The organism is Paraburkholderia sp. J94 (genome assembly GCF_905220285.1).
GTDB lineage: Bacteria > Pseudomonadota > Gammaproteobacteria > Burkholderiales > Burkholderiaceae > Paraburkholderia > Paraburkholderia tropica_A.
Genome location: NZ_CAJMZH010000004.1, coordinates 156,901 through 181,535 on the forward strand (window position 1 = coordinate 156,901; position 24,635 = coordinate 181,535).

General features: G+C 64.9%; 11 protein-coding genes. 6 read left to right on the top strand and 5 right to left on the bottom strand.

Annotated elements, in window-relative coordinates; genetic code table 11:
- The first annotated feature begins 36 nt into the window (after window positions 1–36).
- From U4Y88_RS09465 to U4Y88_RS09480, 4 genes are read left to right on the top strand one after another with little or no spacing between them, the layout of a single operon-like run.
- Window positions 37–1,434: a hypothetical protein gene (locus tag U4Y88_RS09465; protein ID WP_321783558.1), complete on the top strand. Its 1,398-nt coding sequence runs from the start codon at window positions 37–39 to the stop codon at window positions 1,432–1,434.
- A complete protein-coding gene (locus U4Y88_RS09470; protein WP_224013115.1) occupies window positions 1,431–2,729 on the top strand; it encodes a polysaccharide biosynthesis protein in 1,299 nt (432 codons plus the stop codon). Before U4Y88_RS09465 ends, U4Y88_RS09470 begins: the two co-directional genes overlap by 4 nt.
- 18 nt (window positions 2,730–2,747) lie before the next feature.
- Window positions 2,748–3,644 (top strand): glycosyltransferase family 2 protein, encoded by an 897-nt coding sequence (locus tag U4Y88_RS09475; protein ID WP_321783560.1) that lies wholly within the window; start codon window positions 2,748–2,750, stop codon window positions 3,642–3,644.
- Window positions 3,641–4,741, top strand: coding sequence for a glycosyltransferase family 1 protein (locus tag U4Y88_RS09480; protein WP_321783562.1), 1,101 nt, complete (start codon window positions 3,641–3,643; stop codon window positions 4,739–4,741). Before U4Y88_RS09475 ends, U4Y88_RS09480 begins: the two co-directional genes overlap by 4 nt.
- A gap of 82 nt (window positions 4,742–4,823) precedes the next feature.
- Here the strand turns inward: U4Y88_RS09480 and U4Y88_RS09485 are convergent, their stop codons facing one another.
- From U4Y88_RS09485 to U4Y88_RS09505, 5 genes are all read right to left on the bottom strand, one after another.
- The gene (locus U4Y88_RS09485) at window positions 4,824–5,993 is read right to left on the bottom strand and encodes an SGNH/GDSL hydrolase family protein (protein WP_321783564.1); all 1,170 of its coding nucleotides are present in this window, start codon (window positions 5,991–5,993) and stop codon (window positions 4,824–4,826) included.
- A gap of 63 nt (window positions 5,994–6,056) precedes the next feature.
- Entirely contained in the window at window positions 6,057–8,411 is a 2,355-nt protein-coding gene (locus U4Y88_RS09490; protein ID WP_321783566.1) for a condensation domain-containing protein, read from the bottom strand.
- Between the two features lie 3 nt (window positions 8,412–8,414).
- A complete protein-coding gene (locus U4Y88_RS09495; protein ID WP_321783568.1) occupies window positions 8,415–18,419 on the bottom strand; it encodes a non-ribosomal peptide synthetase/type I polyketide synthase in 10,005 nt (3,334 codons plus the stop codon).
- Window positions 18,420–18,806: 387 nt separating this feature from the next.
- Window positions 18,807–19,946, bottom strand: a complete 1,140-nt coding sequence (locus U4Y88_RS09500) for an acyltransferase (RefSeq protein WP_321783570.1) — start codon at window positions 19,944–19,946, stop codon at window positions 18,807–18,809.
- Window positions 19,947–20,099: 153 nt separating this feature from the next.
- Window positions 20,100–21,068, bottom strand: a complete 969-nt coding sequence (locus U4Y88_RS09505; protein ID WP_321783572.1) for a 4'-phosphopantetheinyl transferase family protein — start codon at window positions 21,066–21,068, stop codon at window positions 20,100–20,102.
- Between the two features lie 314 nt (window positions 21,069–21,382).
- Between U4Y88_RS09505 and U4Y88_RS09510 the strand changes: the two genes are divergently transcribed.
- On the top strand, window positions 21,383–22,321 hold the full coding sequence (locus tag U4Y88_RS09510; protein WP_310633821.1) for a glycosyltransferase family 2 protein: 939 nt from the start codon (window positions 21,383–21,385) through the stop codon (window positions 22,319–22,321).
- Window positions 22,322–22,594: 273 nt separating this feature from the next.
- On the top strand, window positions 22,595–24,415 hold the full coding sequence (locus tag U4Y88_RS09515; protein WP_321783574.1) for an HAD-IIIC family phosphatase: 1,821 nt from the start codon (window positions 22,595–22,597) through the stop codon (window positions 24,413–24,415).
- The last annotated feature ends 220 nt before the right edge of the window (window positions 24,416–24,635 follow it).

Sequence of the window (24,635 nt, forward strand, 5' to 3'; positions counted from 1 at the left end):
GCGACCGGCGAGCGAACGCATTTTGGGGGCAGGGAAGTGGAACTGTCGATATACGGTTTGATCGTGTTCGTCACGGGACTGGTGGCGCTTTATGTGTCGCATCGTTGCGCCATTTACGCGATGGCGGTGTTTGCGCTGTTCGGCAGCACGCTCGCGCTCGGTCTGGGCGGCGTCGGGATTTTGCCTGCGCAACTGTTCCTGGCGTTCTTCGCGATCCGGGCGTTCAATCTCGCCGGCGGCAAGACGCTCGCCGATGCGGTCTCGCTCGACAAGCCCGGCTTCTGGCTGCTGTGTACCTGCCTGTGGGGCGTCGTCGGCGCGATCCTGCTGCCGCGTCTGCTGCTCGGCTCGACGCTCGTGTATCCCGTCGACCGCAGCAGCCAGGAAGTGCTGCTTCGGCCGCTCGCGCCCGTGTCCGGCAATCTGTCCCAGTCGGTCTATTGCGTCAGCGACGTCATCGTGTATTGCGCGACCTACGCGTTCCTGAAATATCGCGGCGTGTATCGGACGCTGGCGAGCGCGATCTTCGTGCTGGCGTTTCTCGACGTGATTGCCGGATGCCTCGACATCGTCTTTCATACGGCCGGTATCGATGCGATGTCCGTGATCAAAACCGCGCAATTCGCCGATCTGACCGGCGAGGAAATGGGCGGTCTCGTGCGCATCAGCGGCACCTTCAGCGAGACGTCCGCCTATTCGGGCTTTACGCTGCCGCTGTTTATCTTTTGCCTGAATCTCTGGCTCGTGGGTTACCGCACGAAAATCTCGGGCGCGCTCTCGCTGGCCACGGGCATCCTGCTGCTGCTGTCGACGTCGGGCACGGCCTATGTCGGGCTGGCCGCCTACTCGGGCGTGCTCGTGTTCAGCCGTCCCGGCGTAATCTCGCGCGCGGCCATCGTGCGCAAACAGCGGCTCTGGGTCATCGGGGCCTGCGCGGGACTGCTTGTCGTGCTCTACGTGATTTTGTTCCTGCCGAGCGTCGCCAATGCGATCACCGATTTCTTCGACACGGCGGTGTTCAGCAAAGCGGGCAGTTCCTCGGGTGTGGAGCGGATGGGCTGGAACGCGCAGGGCATCACCAACTTCCTCGACACCTATGGCCTGGGCGTCGGGCTCGGCAGCATTCGCACTTCCAGCTTTCTGATCGTCGTGCTGGCGAATCTCGGCGTTGTGGGCGTGGTGTGCTACGGCATGTTTCTGGGCACGTCCCTGCTGACGCCGATTCCCACCGCGTATGGCTTCACCGAACGCGCGGTCTGCTACGCGGCGCGTCACGGCATGATCGCAACCTTGATCGTGGCCTCGGCGTCCGCGGGCGTATTCGAACTGGGCGCGCCTTTCTATATTTTCGCGGCGGCGGCGGGCGCGCTTTCGCCACGTATGACGCGTCGCGCGATCGCACGCGGACGATGGGTCTCTCAGGGGGGATCATGAAAAAGCTCGACACATCGCTGTCGAAACTCGATCTGTTCGCCGTCTATCTGTCCTATGCGTTCCGCTATCTTTATCCGCTCGTCCTGATTCCTTATTACGGGCGCGTGCTGGGCGCGAACGGCTACGGCGCGGTGCTGGCCGGCATGTCGCTGTCCAATTCGCTCTGGCTGCTCGTCAACTTCGGCCTGGCGACCGTTGGCGGACGCGAGCTGGTGCAATCCGATCACCCCGGCAAAAACGACCGGATTTTTCGCGAGCATTTCACGGCGCGCCTGTTGATCGGCGTGCCTGCGGCCGTGATCGGATTGATTGCGGCCTTTCGCTCCGAAGTGATTTCCAGCGTGCCCGGTGCGCCGTATTTTATTGTCGTCGGCGGGATTCTCGCGGCGTTCAATCTCGGCTGGTATTTCGCCAGCACGGGCCGCGTGCGCACGAGCATGATGATCGAAGTGATGGGCCTCGTGATGTCGCTCACGCTGCTGATCGTGTTTATTCGCAAGCCCGCGGATCTCTCGCTGGTGTTTCCGCTGACCTTCGCGTCCGGCGTCGTTCAAAACGGAGTGGCTTACTGGCTGGTGCGCAGGGAGTCGACAGGATTTCTCGCGCCGGTGCGCGCGGCTTTCGCGGTGATCAAAAGCTCGACCACGATCTTTCTCTATAACGGCACGGCGGTGCTGATACTCGCCGCGTCGACCTATATTTTGTCGCTGATGGCCTCGCCCGCGGAGGTCAGCGCGTTCGGCATATCGGAGCGTTTGATCGCTGCCGCCATGGGCATCATGGTGCCCGCCGCGCAGGTGCTCACGCCGAAAGTCATGTTTCTGGTCGCGCACGACGAGGCCAGGGCCAACTGGCTCGCGCGGCGCATTCTGGCCGTTTTCCTGTTCGGCGCGATTGTCGGCGTGATCGTCACGCGGACCCTGTCGGAATGGATCGTGCCGCTCGCATTCGGCCATGAATTCCGCCCCGCCGTGCCGATTCTCAACGTGTTGGTATTCGTGCTGCCGATCAGCGTGTGCACGCGCGTATTGGGCCTCTATTTCATTCTGCCGCGCAAGCTCGAAAGACTGCTGTTGTGGACGGGCTTCGCGAGCGCGCTCCTGAATCTGGTCGTGGCAATTCCGCTGGCGAATTATCGCGGTGCGGAAGGCATGGCCGAAGCGCGCTTGATCGGCGAAACGGCTTTGCTGGCGATGCTGATATTCGGGGTCTGGCGTGCGGGGCTGCTCGGCGGATTTTTCGGCAACGGCAATGCGGTGTCATTGGATGCGCGATTGGCGCGCTCGCGCGATTAAGCTCTCAACGGGAAAATAATGAATTCGGTACCCTTCGACAAGAAGCCAAAAGTCTGCGTGATCTTCCCGACGCTCGGGCGTGCGGAAATTCTGCCGCAAGTCGTCGGTTTCGTGAGCCTGCAAACGGTGAAGCCCGACCTGGTTATCGTGTCCTGCGTCTCGGATGCGGACATCGGCGATTTGCAGGCGCAGCCGGGCTTACTTGTCATCAAGGGGCGCGCCGGCAGTTCGGTGCAACGCAATCACGCGTTGAATCACGTGCCGGCCGATTTCGACGTGGTGATTATTCTCGACGACGATTTCCTCATGCACGAGCGCTGGATTGCCGAGACGCTGAAAGCGCTCGAAACCGACGCGTCGATTGCCTGCGTGACCGGCACGGTGCTCGCGGACGGCATACACGGTCCGGGCTACTCGTATGACGAAGCGCGCGCGATTGTCGCGACGACCGACGATCTGCCCGCAGCGATGCGTATCACGCCGACGGGCGGCCCCTATGGCTGCAACATGGCGTTCCGTTGCAGCAGCATCGCGGGCCTGCGTTTCGACGAACGTCTCGTGCTTTACGGCTGGCAGGAGGATCGCGATTTCGGCGGCCAGATCTGGAATCGCGGCGGGCGCGTCGTGCGGATCAATACGGCCGTGGGCGTGCATATGGGCGTGAAGCGCGGACGCGTGTCCGGGCGCAAATTCGGCTATTCGCAGGTGATCAATCCGCTTTATCTGGTGAAAAAGAAAACCATGCCGTTGCGCGACGCGCTGCGTCACGTGCTGCGCAATGTGGTGAGCAACGTCCTGCGCAGTTTCGTGCCGGAGCCGTGGGTCGACCGGCGCGGCCGTTTGCGCGGCAACTGGATCGGCGTCTGCGATTTCGTGCGTGGCCGCCTGACGCCGGAGCGTGCGGAAAAACTATGAAGACGATTGCATTCAACGGCAAATTCTTCGGCGCGGCGCCCACGGGCGTGCATCGGGTCGCCGAGCAGCTCGTGGCGGCCACGGACGCCTTGATCGCCGCGCATGCAGGCGGCGATGTCGATTACGCGCTCGTGGTGAGAGATCATGTCGACGTTCCGCGCTACCGCAATATCGCGTGCATTCGCGAAAGCCGCTGGGCGCGCAAAATGCATCGCATCGCGTGGGAGCAGTGCTATTTCCCGTTGGCGCGCCGACGCGATTTCATTCTCAATCTGTGCAATCTCGGCCCGCTGCTGCATCGCGATTCAGCGACGATGATTCACGACGCGCAGGTGTATTCGTCGCCGGATTCCTATTCGCTGCCTTTCCGGCTTTGGTACAAATTTCAGTATTTCTTTATCGGCAAGCGTCACAAGATTATTTTTACGGTTTCGGAATTTTCGAAACAGGAACTCGTGCGTTACGGCATTGCCAGCGCGGACAAGATCGTCGTGGTGCATAACGGTTGCGATCACGTTTTTCAGGTGCGTCCCGACGATACGCAGATCGCAGCGCTGAAACTCACGCCCCGGCGTTACGTGCTCGCGCTCGCGAATACGCAGCCGCACAAGAATATCGGCGTGTTGTTGAAGGCGTTTGCCGATCCGGCATTGAGCGATTTCGAACTCGTCCTGTTCGGCGTCGCGACGCGCGCCGATTTCGAAGCGCTCGGGCATCGGGTGCCGTCTAACGTGCGATTCGCGGGCCGCGTGAGCGATGCGCAACTCGTCGCGCTCATGATGCAGGCGGGCGCGCTGGCGTTTCCTTCGCTCACCGAAGGATTCGGCTTGCCGCCGCTGGAGGCGATGGCGCTCGGTTGTCCGGTGATCGCTGCGCCGCTGGGCGCGCTGCCAGAAGTGTGCGGCGACGCGGCGAGCTATGCCAATCCCTTCAGCGCACCGGCATGGCGCACGCAGATTCTCACGGCGCTCGACGACGAATCGGCGCGGCAAGCGATGATCGCGGCCGGTTACCGGCAGGCGGAGAGCTTCACCTGGCAGGCGGCGGCGCGCCATCTCGTGGACTCGCTGAAAGCCGTGACCGGCGCGACGCGTTGAAGCCATGCGTGTGGCGTGAGTCCGGTCGGTCGATGGCGGATTTAAGCCAGCGCTGAACGGGCGCACCGGCAAAGATCCGGGATCAGGGATTCGTCGCGGAGGAGAGCGGCGGCGCCGAACCGGGCTGGCCGCCCGTCGTGTTGAGCGCGGCCGCGCGCGTTGTCGTCGTGTCCGCGAAACCCGGCTGCAAAAAGCCGATGACCTGCGCATCCGTGATCGGCTCGATATGCAGCCCGAACGAGGCGTTCAGCGCCCCGACCAGGTGTTGCGCCCACAGCGCATTCCAGACCACGCCCGCGTGGCCGTCGGCCAGCACGGCATTGTGCGGATCGTCGCCGTCGGTATTCGTGATGGCCCAGCCCGGCGCGAGCCGCACGGTCTTGTACACCGGGCGCCCCTGGTCGTCGCGCTCGCCCCATAGACTCCTGAACCAGGCGCGGTCGTCGAGGAAGACGACGTTGTCGTTCGCTGCGGCCAGCTTGCGCAAGCCGTTGTCGTAGCGATCGAGGCCGGCGTCGATGTTGGCGATCTCCGCGGCCGATTGCCAGTGATCGAATTCCACCGACCAGTCCGCATTGCTGAGCACGCCCACGAGGACGATGCGCGTTTGTGGATGATGGCTGCGGATGAGCCCGACCGCCTCGCCGACCGCGCTAATGCACGCGTCGGTCACCGCCGCCGGACGCGCGGCGTTGCGATCGTGCGCCCATGCATCGAGGATGTCATGCTGACCGATATCGTTCACGCCGATGCGGATCAGCACGACGGCATGGCTCCACGCCTGCGGGTCCGTGTCCATCAAGGCGACGAGACGGCGCGCCTGACGCTGCGAACGGCCCATCAATTGTTCGCACGACGCGCCGCTCACGGCGAAGTTGTACTGATAGTCGGTCTTGCGCGGCGAGCGGGCGCCAAGGCCGAGTTTGTCCGCGACGTACGCCTCGTACTTGTTGCTGCCCCATACGCCCCATTTGCCGAAGTCGATCTGGTCGCCGCGCAGCCGCGCGAGCACCTCGGTCCATTGCCACGTGGTCGCGCGCCATGCACCGCCGCGCTGGCCGTCGTAATAGGACTGGCTGTCCGAGTCGCCGAGCACCGCGATATTCACGCGGCCGGCGGACGCGGGCGAGCCGCTGACGGCGTCGGCGGATTGCTGCGCCGTCACGGTGGCTTTCGCGAACAGGATGCCGCCGAGCGCCAGCGCGCCGCACGCGGCGGCTACCAGGATCGTTCGCAAGGAAGCATGGGTCATTTCATCTCGCCGGGGCCGGTTTGAATCCTGAACAGGAATCCTGAATAACGGCCTATGCAGGTTTCAGGAATGCAGCGCCGCGCCGTCCGATGCCTGCGCAGCGGCTTCGACGCCGTTCGCTCCGATATCCGCAAGCCGCTCGCGCAACTGTTTGCCGATCACCGCCGTGCCCGCCGCCCGGAAGATCTGGTCGTGCATGCCCGGCACTTCGGTCACGATCGCCTTGCCCTTCAGCGCGGACTGCCAGCCGAGGTCCCACGCGAACAGACGTCCCTTGAGCACCTGCGCGCTGCGGAAAATCTGCACTTCGCCGTCGTAAGGCGCAGGACGGTAACGCGCTTGCTGGGCCAGCAGATACTCGATGTACCAGCGGTTCTCGGTCACCTTGTGCTCGGAAGCGTCACCCTTGATCAAGCCGAGTTTGAGCGCGAAACGTGCAATGCCGAGCGTGCGTACGATCCGATATTGTTCGAGAAACGACACCATCGAGATTTCGCCGCGCATCGCCTTGCGGAAGTCGCGCGGAATGTTGTCGGCGCGCACCTGCATTTTGCGGATCTGGCGATCGAGCCAGCCCATGCCTTCGCGATAGCCGGGGCACCACGAGTCGTTGAGCACGACCAGCTCCACGGTTTCGCCTTCGCGCCGGAGCTGATGCGCCGCTTCGAGCGACAGCGCGCCCAGCACGCAGTGGCCCATCAGGATGTACGGGCCGTGGGGCCGCGCGAGGCGGATCAGTCGCACGGCATCCGCCGCGAGATCCTGGAAGGCGCGCGGCGGAAACTCGCGCGGCGGGCCTTCCGGCACCATCGGAATGTCGAAAAACGGCCGGTCCGTGCCGATCTGCTGCGCGAGGCCGTACAGCACGGCGGTGTTGTTCAGCGCGATCACGGGCGTGCCCGCCGCGTCTTCGTTGAAGCGGACGATGTTACGCGCCTTCGCTTCCATCTCCGCCTGGCTCATGAAGCCGCTGTTGCCGACGCCCGCCGCGAGCGGCGCGTGCGCCTGAACGGCAGCGGTTTTCGAAACCGGCACCGGCGCCGAGATCTGCACGCGCTCCAGCATCTCGCGCCATGTCGCGAGATGCGCGTCGATGGTCTCGACATCGTAGAGATCGAGATCGCCTTCGCACGAGATGCGCCAGCCTTCGGGCCGCCGCACCATGAAGAAGTTGAGGTCGTAGAGCGCGCCCGCGTTGAACGACGGCGAGGTGGTCGCGGCGAACGCATCGCGGCGCACTTCGTCGCCCATGCCGACGAAGCTCTGCTGCAACGCGAAGTTCACCGAGCACAGCGGCGGGCGGTCGGTGTCGGACGCTTCGCCCGCCATCTCGCGCATTTCCTCGAACGGCACGTGCAGATGCTCGATGGCGTCGCTGAGCTTCGCGCCGCATTGCGCGATCACCGAAGCGAGCGTGCTGCCCGGCGCGATGTCGAGGCGCAGGATCACCGTATTGATCAGCGGCCCGATCACGCCTTCGAGTTCCTGCTGATCGCGCACGGACATTTGCGTGCCGATAGCAATTTTTGCCACGCTCGCAACGCCCGCACCATCGGCCGCTTTTTGCAGCGCCATCGCGAGACTCGCCGCCGCGACGCTGAATAGCGTCACGCCTTGCGCCTTGGCCGCCGCGATCAGATGTTCGCTCAGGTCGAGTGGCAGCAGGATCGAGCGGATCACGCCCTGGAAGCGCCGTTCGCGCGGACGCGCGCGGTCGCCCGGCACATCGAAGCGGCTGAAGCCGTGCAACTCGCTGCGCCAGTGCGCGCGCGCCCGATCGAGCGCGCCGCTCGCGAGGAACTCCTCTTTCCACAGCGCGTAGTCGCCGTGATGGAGTTCGACGTCGGGATAATCGGCGTCCTTGCCCGCGTGCAGCGCGGCGAGTCCTTCGACGAGTTCGCGCACGAGAATCGCAAACGACCAGCCGTCCATCACGAGCGAATGGAAGGTCAGTTGCAGCTCGCCTTGCGTGGCCGAGCGCGGCAGCCACACGGCGCGAAAGTAGGAGCGCGACGCGAGGTCGAACGGCGTGCGCGCCTGCTCGCCGCCGACGCGCTGCGCTTCGGCCTGCGCGGCCTGATCGTCGAAGGCGGTCAGGTCGATCACGTCGAGGCGGAAGGGCGCGTCGCTCCACACCTGCTGGCGCAGCCCCGCGCCCGTCATCAGAAAGCCCGTGCGCAGGATTTCGTGGCGCGCGACCAGGTCCGCGAGCACCTGTTCGAGACTCGCGGCGCTCAGCGGCCCCGACAGTTGCAGACGGAACGCGATGTTCAGCGCGGACGCCTGCGGCGAGGCCTTCTGCTCATGCCAGAAGCGCGTCTGGCAAGCGGTCGCCGGGAACAGCGCGTAGCCGCTATCCAACGCTTCCGCCTCATCGGCTGCTTGCGCCGGGGCGATCTTCAACGCTATCCCGTTCATCGCTTACATGCCTCCTGCGTTGCGACGCTTGAAGTTGAGGATCGAGGGGCGCGCGACCGCGGCCGCTTCGGCCACTTCCTCGACTTGCGCGCCATCGAGACTCGCCGCCAGTTGCGCGATCGAGACGTTCTTCATCAACTGACGCGCATCCACGCCCAGACCGCGCTCGTTCATGCGGGCGACGATGCGGAACAATTGCAGGCTGTCCGCGCCGAGGCTGAAGAACGGCTGATCGATGCCGATCTGCTGCACGCCGAGCACGTCCGACCAGATCGAGACGAGCGTGGCTTGCGTGGGCGTCAGCGCGGCGGGTTCGCTCGCGGCGGGCGCTTCGGCGGGCGCAGCGTTTTCAGCTTCGACGGGCGCGGCGGTCTGCGGCACGGCCTTCAGCGTCGCATGAGCCGCATGCGGCTGGCGTGCGGGGGCGGCCACCATGTCGGCAGTCGGCACCGGCAGCGCCTTGCGGTCGAGCTTGCCGTTCTGCGTCTGCGGCAGCGCGGCGAGCGTCATCCACAGCGTCGGGACCATGTAGGTCGGCAATTCGAGCGCCACGTAAGCGGCGATTTCGCCGAGATCCGCCTTGCCGTCCTGCGTCTCGACGACGTAGCCCACGAGACGCGGATGACCGTTGACCTCATGCAGCGCGACCGCCGCCGCCGCCACGCCCGGCGCTTTGCGCAGCGCCGCTTCGATGTCCTCGATCTCGATGCGGAAGCCGCGCAGCTTGATCTGCTGATCGCGGCGGCCCAGATGCTGGAGCGAGCCGTCGGCGAGGCGCTTCGCGAGATCGCCGGTGCGATAGAGACGCGCGGGCGCGCCGCCTTCGATCGCGACCGTGCGGAACGCGGCATCGGTGAGGTCGGGGCGGTTGAAGTAACCCGTTGCGAGCCCGTCGCCGCCAATCCACAGTTCGCCGGTGACGCCTTCGGGCGCGAGACGCAGATCTTCGGTCAGCACGTGCAACTGCGTGTTCGCGAGCGGCGCGCCGAGGATCACGGGGCCGTTGGCGTCGACGCGCGCGGCGGCGGACCAGATCGTCGTTTCAGTCGGGCCGTAGAGGTTCCAGACTTCGGCGCCCGTGGCGAGCAGCGCGTCGGCGAGATCGCGCGGCAGCGGTTCGCCGCCGCACAGGATCTTGAAGCCTTGCGGCGCCTTGAAGCCCGCTTCGAGCAGCATGCGCCAGAGCGACGGCGTGGCTTGCAGCATCGTGGACGCCTGCGCCTTCATCCGCGAAACCAGCTCGTAACCGGTGCGCACTTCCGCGTGTCCGGCGACGAACACCTGGCCGCCGGTCACGAGCGGCAGGAACAGTTCGAGACCCGAAATATCGAACGAGAACGTGGTCACGGCGACGATGCGGTCCTGCGCCGTGAAGCCCGGCTCCTGCGCCATCGAGAGCAGGAAGTTGCTGAGCGCGCGATGCGGAATTTCCACGCCCTTCGGCTGGCCCGTGGAACCCGACGTGAAGATCACGTAGGCCGCATCGGCGTCGTGCACGCGGGGCAGGGCCACGCTCTTGTCGTCGTGTTGCGCGAGCAGCGCTTCGAGTTCGAGCACGCGATGGTCGCCCGGCTCCAGCACGGCGCGGCTGCCTTCGTCGCTGAGCACGGCGGCGATGCCCGCACCGTCGAGAATCTGACGCAGGCGCGCGGCCGGCATCGTCATGTCGAGCGGCACGTAGGCGCAGCCCGCGCGCCACACGCCGATCATCGCGGCCACGGTCATGGCCGTGCGTTCCATCGCGATGGCGACGCGTCCGTGCGCCGCGATGCCCGATGCCGCGAGGCCGCGTGCGATCTGATCGGCGCGCGCGTCGAGTTCGCTGTAGCTGAGGCTCGCGACTTCGTCGGCGACCGCGGCGGCTTCCGGCGTCTTGTGCGCTTGCGCGGCGATCAGCGCGGGCGTGGTCTGCGTGAGATCGTAGTCGCGCTGCGAGGCGTTCAACTCGTCGCGCAGATGGCGGATCTCGACGTCGCCGAGCAGCGGCAGCGCGGCGACCGGCGTGTCGGCGTTGGCGGCGATCGCGCCCAGCAGCGTCTCGTAGTAACCGAGCCAGCGCTGGATCGTCGATTCGTCGTAGACGTCGGTGTTGAAGTCGCAATCGAGCCGCAGACCTTGCGCCGATTCGATCACGTTCAGGAACAGATCGAAGTTGCTATAGGCCTTCGCGTTCGGCGCGAAGCGCGTGCTCACGCCCGCCATGTCGAGCTGCGAATCGACCTTCTCCAGGTTGAATTGCAGATCGGTCAGCGGCAGGCGGCTGAAGTCGCGCTTGATGCCGAGGTCGCGCACCAGCGCACCGTACGTGTAGTTCTGGCGATCGCCCGCATCGTAGAGATGATCGCGCACGGCCTTCATGTGCGTGGCGAACGACTGCGCGCCGTCGAACTTCACGCGCAGCGGCAGGAAGTTCACGCAGTGACCGGCCAGCAGCGCTTCACCGGCTTGCGACTGGCCCGCCATCGGCGCGGCGATCACCACGTCGTCGCGGCCCGCGAGGCGGCCGAACAGCACTTGCGCGCCGCCGAACAGCGCGGCGAACAGCGAGCAGCCTTGCTTCGACGCGGTGGTCTTGAGTTGCTTGAGCAGGTCGGCGTTCAGGAGACGCGTGGTCGACGCGCCGTTGAAGCTTTTTACTTCAGGACGCACGCGGTCGCCGGGCAGGTCGAGCTGCGGCGCGCCCTCGCGATGCAGGTTCATCCAGAAGTCGCGCGTGTCCTTGTCGACGCCCGCTTCGTCCTGCGCTTTCGCGAAGGCGAGGAAGCTCTGCACCTCGTCGAGTTCGGCGGGCGTGCCCGAGACATCGGCGGCGTAGAGCGCCTGCAGATCGCGCAGGATGATGTTGATCGACCAGCCGTCGCAGATGATGTGATGCGCGGTGAACACGAAGGCCCACTTGTTCGCTTCGAGACGCACGAGCGCGGCGCGGGCCAGCGGCGCACGCGTGAGGTCGAACACTTCGCGCGCTTCGGCGTCGACGAGCGCGGCGAGTTGCGCGTGCGCGTCGGCTTGCGTCGAGAGATCGATGTGTTCGAGTGGCACGCGGGCGGCCGGGTCGGCGAACATCGTGTCGCCGACGCGCGAGAAGTGCGCGCGCAAGGCGTCGTGACGCGCGACCGTCGCCGCGAAGGCGCGTTCGAAGGCGGCTTCGTTCAGATCGCCATTCAGTTCCAGCGTGAACGATTCGTTGAAGGCGAGCGAAGCCTCATGGCTTTGCTGCGCCGACATCCAGATTTCCTTTTGCGGCTCGGTCAGCGGCGCTTGCGTCGGTGCAGGCGCTGCCGTTGCCGCTGCGGGAATCGCAGCGGGCGTGTCGACCGGCTGCGCCGTGCCGCCGAGAATGCCCGCCGATTGCAGCGCGGCGATCGCTTCGACAAAGGCGTCGCCAATCTTGCGGATGTCTTCGTCGGAATGGCTCGTGGTCAGGAAGCAGGGGAAGCCTTCCATGATGTGCACGCCGAGGAAGCGCATGTACGCGTAGAACAGGCTGCCCAGGCGATCCTCGCTCGCGAAGCTGATGTAGAACCAGCTCGAGAACGTCTCCGCGCGCGATGCGATGCCCACTTTCTCCAGATGCGTGTTGATGCGCTGCACGAGGCCGTCCATGCGCGTGCCGAGCGTTTCTTGCAGCGCCGGACCGGCGTCTTTCAGATGCAGCAGCACGGCCTTCATCGCGGCCAGCACGACCGGATGGCGCACGAAGGTGCCCGCGAAGAAAGTCGGCGGAACTTCGGGCACCGAAGCATCGCCGAATTGCCATTGGCCGCCGTCGAGCGCGTCCATGTATTGCGCGGTGCCCGCGAGCACGCCCACCGGCAGACCGCCGCCCACGACCTTGCCGTAGGTCGCCATGTCGCCCTTGATGCCCCAGTAGCCTTGCATGCCCGCCGGATGCACGCGGAAACCCGTCACCACTTCGTCGACGATCAGCGCCGATTCGTTCGCGGCGGTCACGTCGCGCAGCTGCTGCACGAACTCCTTCGGACGCAGATTCGGATGGCGCGACTGCACCGGTTCGATCAGCACGGCGGCGATATCGTCGATATTGGCCTTGATCCATTCCAGGCTTTCGCTGCGCGCGTAGGGCAGCACCACCATGTTGCCGACCGAGCTGTTCGGGATGCCGGGGGCGAGCGGGAACGCGCGCGGCACGCCCGCTTCGCTGCCGGGTTTCACCAGCACTTCGTCGAACTGGCCGTGATAGTCGCCGTCGAAGCAGACCACCTTGTCCTTGCCCGTCACGGTGCGCGCGAGGCGCATCGCGGCCATCACGGCTTCCGAGCCGGTGTTGCAGAACGTGACGCGCTCGTGGCCCGTCATGTCGGCGAACATCTGCGCGACTTCGCCCGCGAGCGGCGATTGCGGCCCGATCGCGAAGCCTTCGGCCATCTGCGCGTTCACGGCGTCCACGACGAAGTCGGGCGTGTGGCCGAACGCGGTCTGGCCGTAGCCGTTCACGAGGTCGATGTATTCGTTGCCGTCGACGTCCCAGATCTTCGAGCCCTTCGAGCGTTGCGCGACGATCGGATAGACGAGTTCCTTCCATTCTTCGCGGAAGCCGCTGGCCGTGCGCGGGTCGGCGAGCACGGCGCGGTACGACTGCGTGCGCGACTTCGACGTGGCCGTTTTGGCCGAGTAGCGCGTGGCGAGATCGGCGATGAAGGCGCTTTGCACGTCGGTCATCTGCGCCGAGGTCGTCGCGCCGGGCTTGTAGGCCGTGAAGCGCGTCGGGCGGTTTTCCTCGAACTTGATTTCGGGGCCGGCGTGCGCGGCGGCGGCGGGTGCTGCTGCGGGCGCGGCGATCGGTGCGGATGCTGCAACCGGCGCAGGCGCTGCGATCGCCGCAACGGTCGCGACGGTCGCGACAGGTTGCGCAGCCACGACGGGCACGCCTTGGAGCACTTCGAGCTGACGCGTCATCAGCGATTGCATGGCGGCGAGCTGGTCGCGGATCACCGATTGCACGTCGCCCGTGACGGGCAGCGCGGTGACGGCGGTCACGGCGGTGACGCCAGGCGCGGCGCTTACCGGCGCAGCAACCGGTGTAGCGACAGGCGCAACAGCAACCGGCGCGGCAACCGCAACCGCTTCAACCGGCGCAGGCGCGGCCACCGGTTCCGGGTCGGGCGGCAGCGCGCCGTCGAGGAACTGCGCGAGCGCGGGCAGCGTCGGATAGTCGCTCATGATCTGGCGGAAGCTGATCGTCACGTCGTAGCGGCGGCGCAGTTGGCGCGAGACCTGACCCATGAACAGCGAGTCGTAGCCGAGATCCCAGAACGTCACATTCGGATCGGAGGTGTCCGGCGCCTCGCCCGACATTTCGGTGAGAAGCGACGCCAGTTCGGCGACGAGACGCGGCTTGCGGTCGATTTGAGCGGTTTGGGCCATGGCGGTCTGAGGATGGTCGGTAATCGCGTTGGTGGAAGCGGGCGCGGCAATCGCCGCGGCTTGCGTCGCTGTTTGCGTAGTTGTTTGTGTAGTTGTCTGTGTTGTTGTTTCTGTCGCGGCTTGTGTCTGAATCGGACGGGAGGCTGCCGATGCGGGCGCGTCGACCCAGTGCCGTTCGGGTTCGAACGGATAGGTCGGCAGCGCGATGCGGCGGGCGTCGGCGCTGTGCAGTGCGCGCCAGTCCGGCGTCACGCCGTTGAGCCAGAGCCGTCCGGTCGCTTCGGCGAGCACGCTCAGTTCGCGCTCGCGCTGCGCGAAATCGGGCAGCGAAGCGATCGCCGCCTGATAGCGGTCTTTCGTCAGCCCTTGCGTGGCGAAGGTCGCGAGCGTGCGGCCCGGGCCGATTTCGAGCAGCAGCGGCTTGCCCTGTGCGGTGACCGTCGCGAGCGCATCGGCGAAACGCACCACGTCGCGGCAATGGCTGGCCCAGTAGCGGCCCGACACCGGACGGTCGGACGCTGCCCACTGGCCCGTCACCGAGGACACGTACGGAATCTTCGGCGGCGAGAACGTGAGGCGGTCCGCGACCTTGGCGAGTTCTTCCACCACGCCGGACATCATGCGCGAGTGGAACGCGTGCGACGTATGCAGCCGGCGATGCTCGATATCGCGCGCCTTCAGCGTCGCTTCGAACGCCTCGATGGCGGCGAACGGACCGGCCACGACGCTCAGCGTCGGCGCGTTGATGGCGGCGAGATCGACGTCCTCGGGCAGCGTCGCGCGCAGGTCGGCTTCGGGCAGGCGCACGACCAGCATCGCGCCCGGTTCGGCCGACTGCATCAGCGCGCCGCGTTGCGCGATCAGGCGCAGCGCGTCCTCGAATTCGATCGCTTCGGCCACGCAGGCCGCGACGAGTTCGCCGACGCTATGGCCGATCATCGCCGCCGGCACGATGCCGCGCGAGATCCACAATTGCGCGAGCGCGTACTCGGTGAGGAACAGCGCGGGCTGTGCGTAGATCGTCGAGCGGATCGGATGCGGGGTGTCGTCGCCTTCGGGCACATCGCTGAGCAGCATCGTGCGGATGTCGAGCCCGAGATGCGGCGCCAACGCTTCCGCGCCCTTGTCGATCCATTCGCGATACACCGGCTCGCTACGATAGAGCGCCGCGCCCATGCCCGGATACTGCGCGCCCTGGCCGGGGAACATGAAGACCACGGCGGGCGCGGCTTGCGGCGCCTGCGCTTCGAGCGCGCCTTTTTGCAGCTTCGCCTGCGCCTGTTCGAGACTGTCGGCGACGATCACCGCGCGATGCGCGAACGCGCGGCGGCCCGTTTGCAACGTCGCGGCCACGTCGGCCAGTGCGACTTGCTCATGCGCCGCCGCGAGCGGCTTGGCGAGATAGGTGGCGAGATTCGCCTTCGCGCGTTCGAGCGCGGGCGCGCTGCGCGCCGAGATCGGCAGGAGTTGCGGCGTCTGCGGCGTTTGCGGATTCTGCTGCGAGGCGTCCACGCGTTCGCGTGCAGGCGCTTCTTCGAGCAGCACGTGCACATTCGTGCCGCCCACGCCGAACGAACTCACGCCCGCGCGGCGCGGCGTCGGGCCATCGGCCCATGCGCGCGCGGCGGTGTTGAAGTAGAACGGGCTGCGCGCCACATCGATGCCCGGATTCGGCGACTGGAAATGCGAGAGCGGCGGCAGCGTGCGGTCGCGCAGCGCGAGCGACGCCGCGATCAGGCCGGTGACGCCCGCCGCCGCGTCGAGGTGCCCGACGTTGGCCTTCGCCGAGCCGAGCGCGCAGAACTGGCCGCCTTCGACGCCGCCCAGACGGAACGCCTGCACGAGCCCCGCGAATTCGATCGGATCGCCGAGCGGCGTGGCCGTGCCGTGCGCCTCGATGTAGCCGATGGTGGCCGGATCGATGCCCGCCTCGGCATGTGCGATGGCGATGGCGCGCGCCTGCGCGTCGACGCTCGGCGCGGTGAAGCCGACCTTGTCCGAGCCGTCGTTGTTCATGCCGACGCCGCGAATCACGGCGCTGATCGGATCGTTGTCGGCGAGTGCGTCTTCGAGCCGCTTGAGCAACACGACGCCCGCGCCGCTGCCGAACACCGTGCCTTGCGCGTGGGCGTCGAACGGACGGCACACGCCGTCGGCCGCGCCCATGCCGCCTTCCTGGTAGAAGTAGCCGCGCTTCTGCGGGAAGGTGATCGACACGCCGCCGGCCAGCGCCATGTCACAGCGTCCCGCGCGCAGATTTTCGACGGCGAGGCCGATGGCCGTGAGCGAGGTCGAGCAGGCCGTCTGCACCGAAATCGCCGGACCCTTGAGGCCGAGCTTGTAAGCCGTGCGCGTGGCGACGAAATCGCCCGCGCCGACCAGCTTCTGATACTCGCCGATCTGGAACTGGCTCGTGAATTCGTCGATCACGCTGCGGTCGGAGAGCACGTGCTTGAGGAAGTACGTGTTCATCGACGTGCCCGCGAACACGCCGACCGCGCCCGCGATGGCGGCGGGATCGTAGCCCGCATCCTCGAACGCTTCCCACGCGATTTCGAGGAACAGGCGCTGTTGCGGATCGGTCAGCGCGGCCTCGCGCGCGAGCATGCCGAAGAAGCCCGCGTCGAAGCGATCGACATCGGGCAGGATCGGCCGCGCTTTCACGTAGCTCGGGTCGCGGCGCATCGCGTCGTCGAAACTGTCTTCGAGTTCCGACACGTCGAAATGCGTGACGCAGTCCCGGCCCGCGAGCAGATTGGCCCACAGTTCGGCGACGTTGCGCGCGCCCGGAAAGCGCCCGGCCATGCCGATCACGGCGATGGCGCCGCTCGTCTGCGCGCGGCGCGCTTCGAGCTTGCCGCCTTGCGTCGCGCCGAGCGTGGCGCGCGAATGGGCGGCCAGCGCGTCGACGTTCGGATGACGGAACAGATCGACGAGCGCGAGACCCTGCGTGACGTCGCGCGCGATGATCGCGTGCGCGCGCATCAGATCGAGCGAGCGCAGACCGAGGTCGAAGAAGTTCGCGCGGCGCTCGACGGGTTTGCCGAGCAGGCCTTCGAAAACAGCGGCGAGCTGGTCTGCGATGTCGTGCTCTTGCGTCTGCGTTTGCGTGCTTGCCGACGGTGCAGCGGGCACGTCCAGTTCCGCGAGCAGCGCCTTGCGATTGATCTTGCCGTTCGGCGTGAGCGGGAAGTCGGGCAGCACGCGCAACTCGGTCGGCACCATGTAATCGGGCAGGGCCGCTTTCAGATGCGTGCGCAGCGCGTCGAGAAACGCCGATGCAGACGCGGCGTCGGCTTTCACGAAGCCCGCGATGGCCTTGCCGTTGCGGCCTTCGAATGCGGCTACGGCCGCATCGGCGACGCCCGGCGCGACGCGCAGCGCATGCTCGATTTCGTCGAGTTCGATGCGCTTGCCCGCGATCTTGATCTGCCGGTCGTTGCGGCCGAGGAAATCGATCGCGCCGTCCGCGCGGCGGCGCACGAGGTCGCCGGTGCGATAGAGCTTCGCGCCTGGCGTGAAGACGTCGTCGACGAATTTTTCCGCGCTCAGATCGGGCCGGTTCAGGTAGCCGAGCGCGACGCCGTCGCCGCCCACCACGAGTTCGCCCACTTCGCCATCGGCGACCGGTGCGAGCTTTTCGTCGACGATATGCGCCTGCGTGCCGGCAATCGCGTGGCCGATCGGAATCGCGTCGCCGTGCGCGAGCGCTTCGTCACGCGCAATGCGATAGCAGCACGAAAACGTGGTGTTTTCGGTCGGACCGTAGCCGTTGATGACTTGCAGGCCGGCGTGCGCATCCATCACCTTGCGCACGTGCAGCGGCGAGAGCACGTCGCCGCCCGTGAGCACTTCCTGGAGCGGCGCGAACGCGTCGAGCCGGTAATCGGCGAGCGCGTTGAAGAGGCCCGCCGTGAACCAAGCGCTGGTCGCGCCGAGCCGCGCGATGTCGGCGGCGATGGCGTCAAGCGAAGGCTGCACCTCGTTGACGATGGCCGCGCAGCCGCCGTTGAGCAGCGGGCCCCAGATCTCCAGCGTGCTCGCGTCGAAGGCGAGCGGTGCGAGATTCAGGAAGCGCGTGTCCGGCGTGAGCGCGGTGAACGTCTGGCCTTGCACGAGCCGCAGGATCGCGCGATGCGGCACGATCACGCCTTTCGGCTTGCCGGTCGAACCCGACGTATACATGATGTAGGCCGCGTCGTCGCGGCCACTGACATGCAGCGCTGCCGGTTCGGCGGTTTTCTCCGCCGCCACGAGATCCGCGATGTCGATCAGGATTCCGTAGGATTCGCTGGCGTTGGCGAGCGTGGCGGCGTCGGCGATCACGAGCGCGGGCGCGCAATCGGCCACGATGAAGTCGAGCTGCGCGCGCGGATAGGCCGGATCGAGCGGCACGTAGACCGCGCCCACGCGCAGGATCGCGAGAATCAGCGCCAGCGTGTCGCGTCCGCGCGGCACCATGATCGCGCAGCGCTCGCCCGGTGCGAGTCCTCGTTCGAGCAGCGCGGTGGCCAGCCTGGCCGAGCGTTCGCCGAGTTCGGCGTAACGTTCCTCGCCTGTTGCGTCGATGGCGGCAAGGCGGTCGCCGAACTCCGCGCGTATTGCCTCGAAACGCGCCACGACACCTCGTCCCGTATCCGGGCTGCCTTGAAGGCCGCCGGATAGTGCATCGCGATGTGACATTTGCCGGTCTCCCAATATCTTTGATCGGCCATCGGAAAATCATTGGATCGTCGATTCGTCACCGTTTGCGCGATGCCCCGTTGCACCTCGGTGAGTTCACGACAGGAAGAAAACCCCGTTACCGCCTGACTTATCCGCGCCCAGCGCCTTTCCCAGCAACCATTTGCGGGCGAGAAATATTCTGTAAGTCAAATTTAATTTTGCGGGAGGGAACTGTCCGTTCGCCTTCGCACACAGGGGCGCGGCGTGCGCGCCACGCAACAGCGCGGGGCGCGGCGGCCGGCGCGCTCATGCGCTCATTTACGTTTGGCGTCATGCGCGCGTTCAGGCCGCGCCCACCTGGCGCGCGGCGGCCTGGCGTTGCGCGGACGCGCGGCGCAGCACCGCGATGGCGGGCCGCTCGACCAGCAGATGGAACACATAGGCCACGGCCAGCGCGATGAAAAAGCAGGCGAAGGCCCAGAGAATGCTGACCTGGCGCGTCGAATGGAGCAGCCAGTAGAACAGCGCGATGCAGACCGGCATATGCACGATGTAGAGCGAATAGCTGAATGCGCCGACCTTTTCGAACATACGCATCGCGAGCGTGCCACGCGGGCGCGCATGCAGCAGGGCGTCGAGGCAGGGCGTGAACGCGAGCGCCCACGGCAGGCACCAGAGAATGCGTCCGTGGCCCATCGACAGACGGTCGCCGATCACGAGCAGGAGCGGCGTCGCGAACAGCAGCCAGCCGCGTGCGAGCCGCTGGCCGCGCACTTGACGCTCGGCGAGCCACGCGCCGAGATACCACGACGACCAATAGGTCGTGAAGATCAGCACGCCGTGCCGGTCGAGCAACACGAACGATACGGCGGCGAGCGCCATCAGGGCCATGAGCGTGCGATTGGGGCCGAGCCTTCGGTGCGCGGCAAACAGCAGCGGATAGAGCAGATAGAACTGGACTTCGAGGGACAGCGTCCAGAGCGCGGTGTTCGAGCCGTAAGTCGGCGCGGCGATGCCCTGCAAGGCCAGCAGATTCGCGACGAAGGTCCACAGGCTGCCGTCGCCGAGCTGGGTGTCGCGTGGGTGGAACTGGAAGCTGAAGTTGTCGAGCGCCCAGGTCAGCAGCAGCGCGCAGAACAGCACCGGATAGATGCGCACGAAACGCCGCCACAGAAAGTCATGCGCATCGAGCGGGTATTGCGGATTGCGCGCGAGACGCGCCGCATGACTGCGGTGAATGCAATAGCCGCTGATGACGAAGAAGATCGGCACGCCAATCGGTCCCCATACGAACGGAATCGTCAGGTAGGCGAGTATCGTATCGAGCGAGAACCTGGGGTGGGGCCCTGACGCGTAGGCGCGTATGCCGATCCATGCAATCAGCCGGCAATGGAATATCGCGACTGCGATCGCGGCGATACCTCGCATCGCCTCGATCACGCGCGTTTGATCGGCGTCTTCGCCAGTGATGGCAGGGCTCATTGCTAGCCTCCCCTCGCGTGTACCGCGCGAAGGGGTTCGCGTCATGCCACGCTGCTGATCCGGGTGCGGAGATTGAAGCAAGGCGCCGCCGAAGCCTCTGTGCGCCGGCAAACACATTTCAGGCACATGCCGCGCTCGCGCGGCGCAATTTCATCAGGAATTCATGAACACGAGCGACCAGTCGGCGTGGCGGGCGGCGACGGCGCCCGCACAATCGGGGCGATCCTGCATCCCATTTTGAAGGGTTTGAATGCGCCAATGCGCGGCTTCGTGCGCATCGCCGCCGACGCAACACGGCGTGGTGTCGCCGCGCACGGCAAGATCGAATTCGAAATGATCGGGCGGCAGGATGAAGCCCGTGCCGAGCGCTTTCAAACACGCTTCCTTGCGGGCCCAGGTTTCGAAGAACACGGCTTGCCGCTGCGCCTCGGGCAAGGTGGCGAATTGCGCGCGCTCGCGCGTGGAGAACACTTCGACCGGCATGCTTTCTTCAACCGGCCTCACGATCTCCACATCGATGCCGATCTCGATACCGTTCGAGACCGCGAGCGCCGCCGTGTTGTCGCTGTGGCTGAGATTGAAGCAGAGCGTCCAGTGCGCGGGCTGACTCGTGCAAAAGGGCTTGCCTTCCGTGCCGTAATCGAGCGAAACGGCGTGCGGCGCGAGGCCGAGATAGGCGCCGAGCAGACGGCGCAGTTCACCGCGTCCGGCTACGAAGCGGCGACGATGCAGATCGAAACGAAATTTGCCGGCGCGTTCGCGTTCCTGTTCGGACAGCGTTTGCCAATAGCCGTCGATTTCCGCATCGGACACATCGAGATTCCAGCGCCAGATATGAACGTCTTGCGCGGCGGGCGGCGTGAGCAGGAAGGCGGTCATTGAAAGCAGATATTTCGCTGGCAGTAAGCGGAATGATTGTAAGGCGCGGTTAGATTTCTGCCGACTGGTTTTGCCCCGGTATTGTTGGCCACCCCACGGAACGGGGACGGATGGCGACTTACGATCGTCCACAGCATAACGCACGTGGCGCTGCGGGGAAAACTCCGCTCCGTGTGTATGACTGCCATCGTCGATTCGCTCTGTTCGTGCGAGGGCGATCCGATCTGCGATCTGTATGCGCAAGTTTGCCGCGGCTTGAAGACGCGAATGACGTATGCCACCGATACCACGCGTGGCGCGCGTTCGTCCGTTTGTCTATTCGCCGGCTTTGAATCGGAGGAATCGGTTCTGGAGTATTGACCAGGACCGGGGACTCGCTCGGCCCGAGAAAACGATTTGACTGATTCCACTATTTGAGTCGTTGAGCGAATCGTAAAGATTATCGTTATTCGTCAGTAGGCCAGTGTCATTCATCGCCCGCCGGTAAGGCCGCTGGGATGGGCTCTTCTTTGCTCTTCGTGTGAGGGATTTTTCGAAATTTTGACCCGAGGTGTGGGATGCGGCGTGAGTGTGTACCTGGTTACAACGTGAGTGTGATAATTCCACACTACAACAGCGTCGATTTGCTATGGATGGCGATCGAGTCGATCTCCACCCAGACTGTGGTTCCGTTGGAAATCATCGTTGTCGACGACGCGTCGGGCATGGCGTTCGAATTGCCGAGCCATTGCGGCGACGACATCGCACTGCACCTGATTCGCGAGACCGAGAATCGCGGCGCCGCGTGGTGCCGCAATCGCGGTATCGAAGCGGCGAACGGCGAACTGATCGCCTTTCTGGACGCCGACGACCGCTGGCTGCCGAACAAACTCGAGCGCTGTATCGCGGCCTTCGGCGCGAGACCGTCGGACAACGAAACGAAAGTGCTGTTCAGCAATGTCGTGCTGACTGATGGAAGCCATCGCATGCTGGGCAATCCCGCTCCGTACGACGGCCAGTCCATGCTCGATTTCATTTTGCTGGAGCGTGGCTATATTCAGACGTCTTCGATCATGATGTGGCGGCATCAGTATCCGCTCATCAGTTTCGACGCTACCTTGCGCCGCCATCAGGATTGGGATTTCGCGATCAATGCCGAGATGGCGGGCTGTGCGTTTATTTATCTGCACGATGCGCTGGTCGAATATTCATTGCGCGGCCGCGCCGACAAGATTTCGCGCGCGCCCAGTTCCGAACCCAGCATGGTGTTCCTCGGGAAATACAACAAGCTGATGACGAAATGGCATGTCTCGTCGTTTGTCTTCGACGTGCTGATCTACAAGAATATGAATCTGATTTTGCGACTCGATTTCGTCGGACGAATCATGTCGGGTGAAATTGCGATTCCGGGCAAGGGCAGGGTGCCGTTGTTCGCGCGGCTCGTGATCGGCCGTGGCGGCGTGAATCTGCTCAAGCAGCTGCGCAGAAGAATTCAAATCAGAAATTACCCTGCTTGATCGAATTGTCCCCCGCGCATCAGGCGCTCGGGCGGGACGGGCTTGTGTCTGTCGGCGCACAGATACCCCGTTGCCGCTCTGCTCTAATCGCTGAGCACACACGGATAGCGTTCGGACGACGAGTGCCGCATGCAGCACTCCTCCGCAAAACAGACGCGCGGCTTTTGTCGCGACCGGTGTGACTGCGCGTGCTGCGTAACGCTTCGAATCGAGGGGGTCTGAATGCGCCAATTGTTCCGCGATGTCTTTTACTCCTCCTTCGCCGATCGACAGGTGAAATTGCCGCTTGCGCCGACTTCGCTCGCGATCGATTCGCGCAAGCTCAATATCTTGCTGCTGGGTACGTGCGGCGTCGAAACGCTCGCCAAGCGCAGCGCGAATATCGGGCACACCATGCGGCATATTCTGATGGGATCGGAGCGTCACGCGTCCGTGCCGGAACCGGCGCCGACCGACGACGTGGCCGTGGTGAATCTGACGCTACGGCATATTCTCAGCGAGGCTGCGAACACGCCCGAGCCCGCCGTCGACATGTTGTTCGCACGGCTCCAGTCCGACGACGACGCACGCGCGCTGCTCGACAGCGCCGGTAAGTTCATCGCGATGAAGGTCGGGCAGATCGCCGCGAAGATCACCACGGTGCCGATTCTCTTCATGTCGTTCTTCGAGCCGAGTTTCAATTACCTCGGCGATCTGATCGATCAATCGGCGATGACGTCGCCGGCTTATCTGGTTCGCGAACTCAATCGTCTGTTGTTCGATGCGGTGCGCAAAACCGGCAACGGCTACTTTCTCGAAGTCAACGAGATTCTGAATTTCGTCGGCCGCCGACATTTGCAGGACGACGTGCTGCTGAGCAGTTCGCACGCTTCGTTTATCAACGACTGGGATTTCAAGCTCGACGCCAGCCGTTTGAACGCGCCGAAAGCACTCACCAATCTGGTCACGTATGAGGTGGCCTCGCGCGAATATACGCTCGCGCTGCTGGCGCGCGTGGAGGCGATCGTCAAGATCGCTGCGCAGCGCAATCCGGTGAAGCTGATCATCGTCGATCTGGACGATACGCTGTGGCGCGGCGTGGCGGCGGAAGGCGAGGGGCTGAGTCATGCGCAGCGTATCGAAGGCTGGCCGATCGGTCTCGTGGAAGCGCTGCTGTATTACAAGCGGCGCGGCGGCCTGCTCGCGATCTGCAGCAAGAACGATGCGGCGCCCACCATCGAGCGCTTCAATGCGATCTGGCGCGGCGCGATTACGCTCGACGATTTCGCGAGCGTGCGTATCAACTGGCAGCCGAAGTCGCAGAATATTCGCGAGATCATGAAGGAAGTGAATCTGCTGCCCGGCAACTGCGTGTTTATCGACGACAACGACCGCGAATTGTCCGAAGTGAAAGCGGCGATTCCCGAGATTCGCTGCCTGGGCGGCAATCACTACGATTGGCGGCGCATTATTTTGCGGTCGGCGGAAACGCAGGTGCCGGTCGTGACCGAGGAGTCGGCGCGGCGCACGGAACTCGTGCGCGCGATTTCACAGCGCGAGGCCAGTGTCGATGCCGAAAGCGGCGCGTCGCGCGAGGAATGGCTCGCTTCGTTGCAGCTTCGGCAGTCGCTCTTTCTGATCAAGACGCCGCAATCGAAATACTTCGAACGCGCTTTCGAGTTGATCAACAAGACGAATCAGTTCAATACCACGGGCAAGCGCTGGGAGAAGTCGGAGTTCGAGAAGTTCATCAGCAAGGGCGGCTATTGCATCGTTTCCTCGCTGCGCGACAAGCTGATCGACAACGGCATCATCTCCGTGTGCTTGATCAAGTGCGAAAGCATCGTGCAGGTGGTGCTGTCGTGTCGCGTGTTTGGTCTGGGCGCAGAGCTGGTGGTCGGCGCGGTGGCCACGCGCCTCGCGCTCAAGTCGCAGCCGCAGATACACGCGGAACTGGTGGACACGGGCAAGAACGCGACGTGTCATGACTACTTCGAGCGCATCGGCTTCTCGCAGACGAAGACCGGCCTCTATGCCAGCGCGGCGAACGCATTGCCTGCGTATATCCAGATCGAGAATCTGGGCGCGTCCGACTTTCCGCCAGTGCAGATTTAGGCCGGCGCGGCAGGTCTTTCATCTGGCGCGAGCGGATCGCGGCTGCACCCACGGGACATAGAACAACAAGACGTGGGTCACGCGCATGCTCGCGGCTATTCAAGCTGCTACAGCGGGCAGATTCAGAACACGTGTACGCGTGTTGCCTCGCATTCCATTTTCCGGCCGTTCATTCCTTGCTCATCTCCAGATGCCGAGCGGTGCCTGCGCGCCTGACGAA

What these genes read in the sequence shown, in the direction of transcription:
- U4Y88_RS09470 (WP_224013115.1), top strand. Translation starts at nt 1,431, where the DNA reads ATGAAAAAGCTCGACACATCGCTGTCGAAACTCGATCTGTTCGCCGTC.
- U4Y88_RS09475 (WP_321783560.1), top strand. Translation starts at nt 2,748, where the DNA reads ATGAATTCGGTACCCTTCGACAAGAAGCCAAAAGTCTGCGTGATCTTC.
- U4Y88_RS09480 (WP_321783562.1), top strand. Translation starts at nt 3,641, where the DNA reads ATGAAGACGATTGCATTCAACGGCAAATTCTTCGGCGCGGCGCCCACG.
- U4Y88_RS09485 (WP_321783564.1), bottom strand. Translation starts at nt 5,993, where the DNA reads ATGACCCATGCTTCCTTGCGAACGATCCTGGTAGCCGCCGCGTGCGGC.
- U4Y88_RS09490 (WP_321783566.1), bottom strand. Translation starts at nt 8,411, where the DNA reads ATGAACGGGATAGCGTTGAAGATCGCCCCGGCGCAAGCAGCCGATGAG.
- U4Y88_RS09500 (WP_321783570.1), bottom strand. Translation starts at nt 19,946, where the DNA reads ATGAGCCCTGCCATCACTGGCGAAGACGCCGATCAAACGCGCGTGATC.
- U4Y88_RS09510 (WP_310633821.1), top strand. Translation starts at nt 21,383, where the DNA reads ATGCGGCGTGAGTGTGTACCTGGTTACAACGTGAGTGTGATAATTCCA.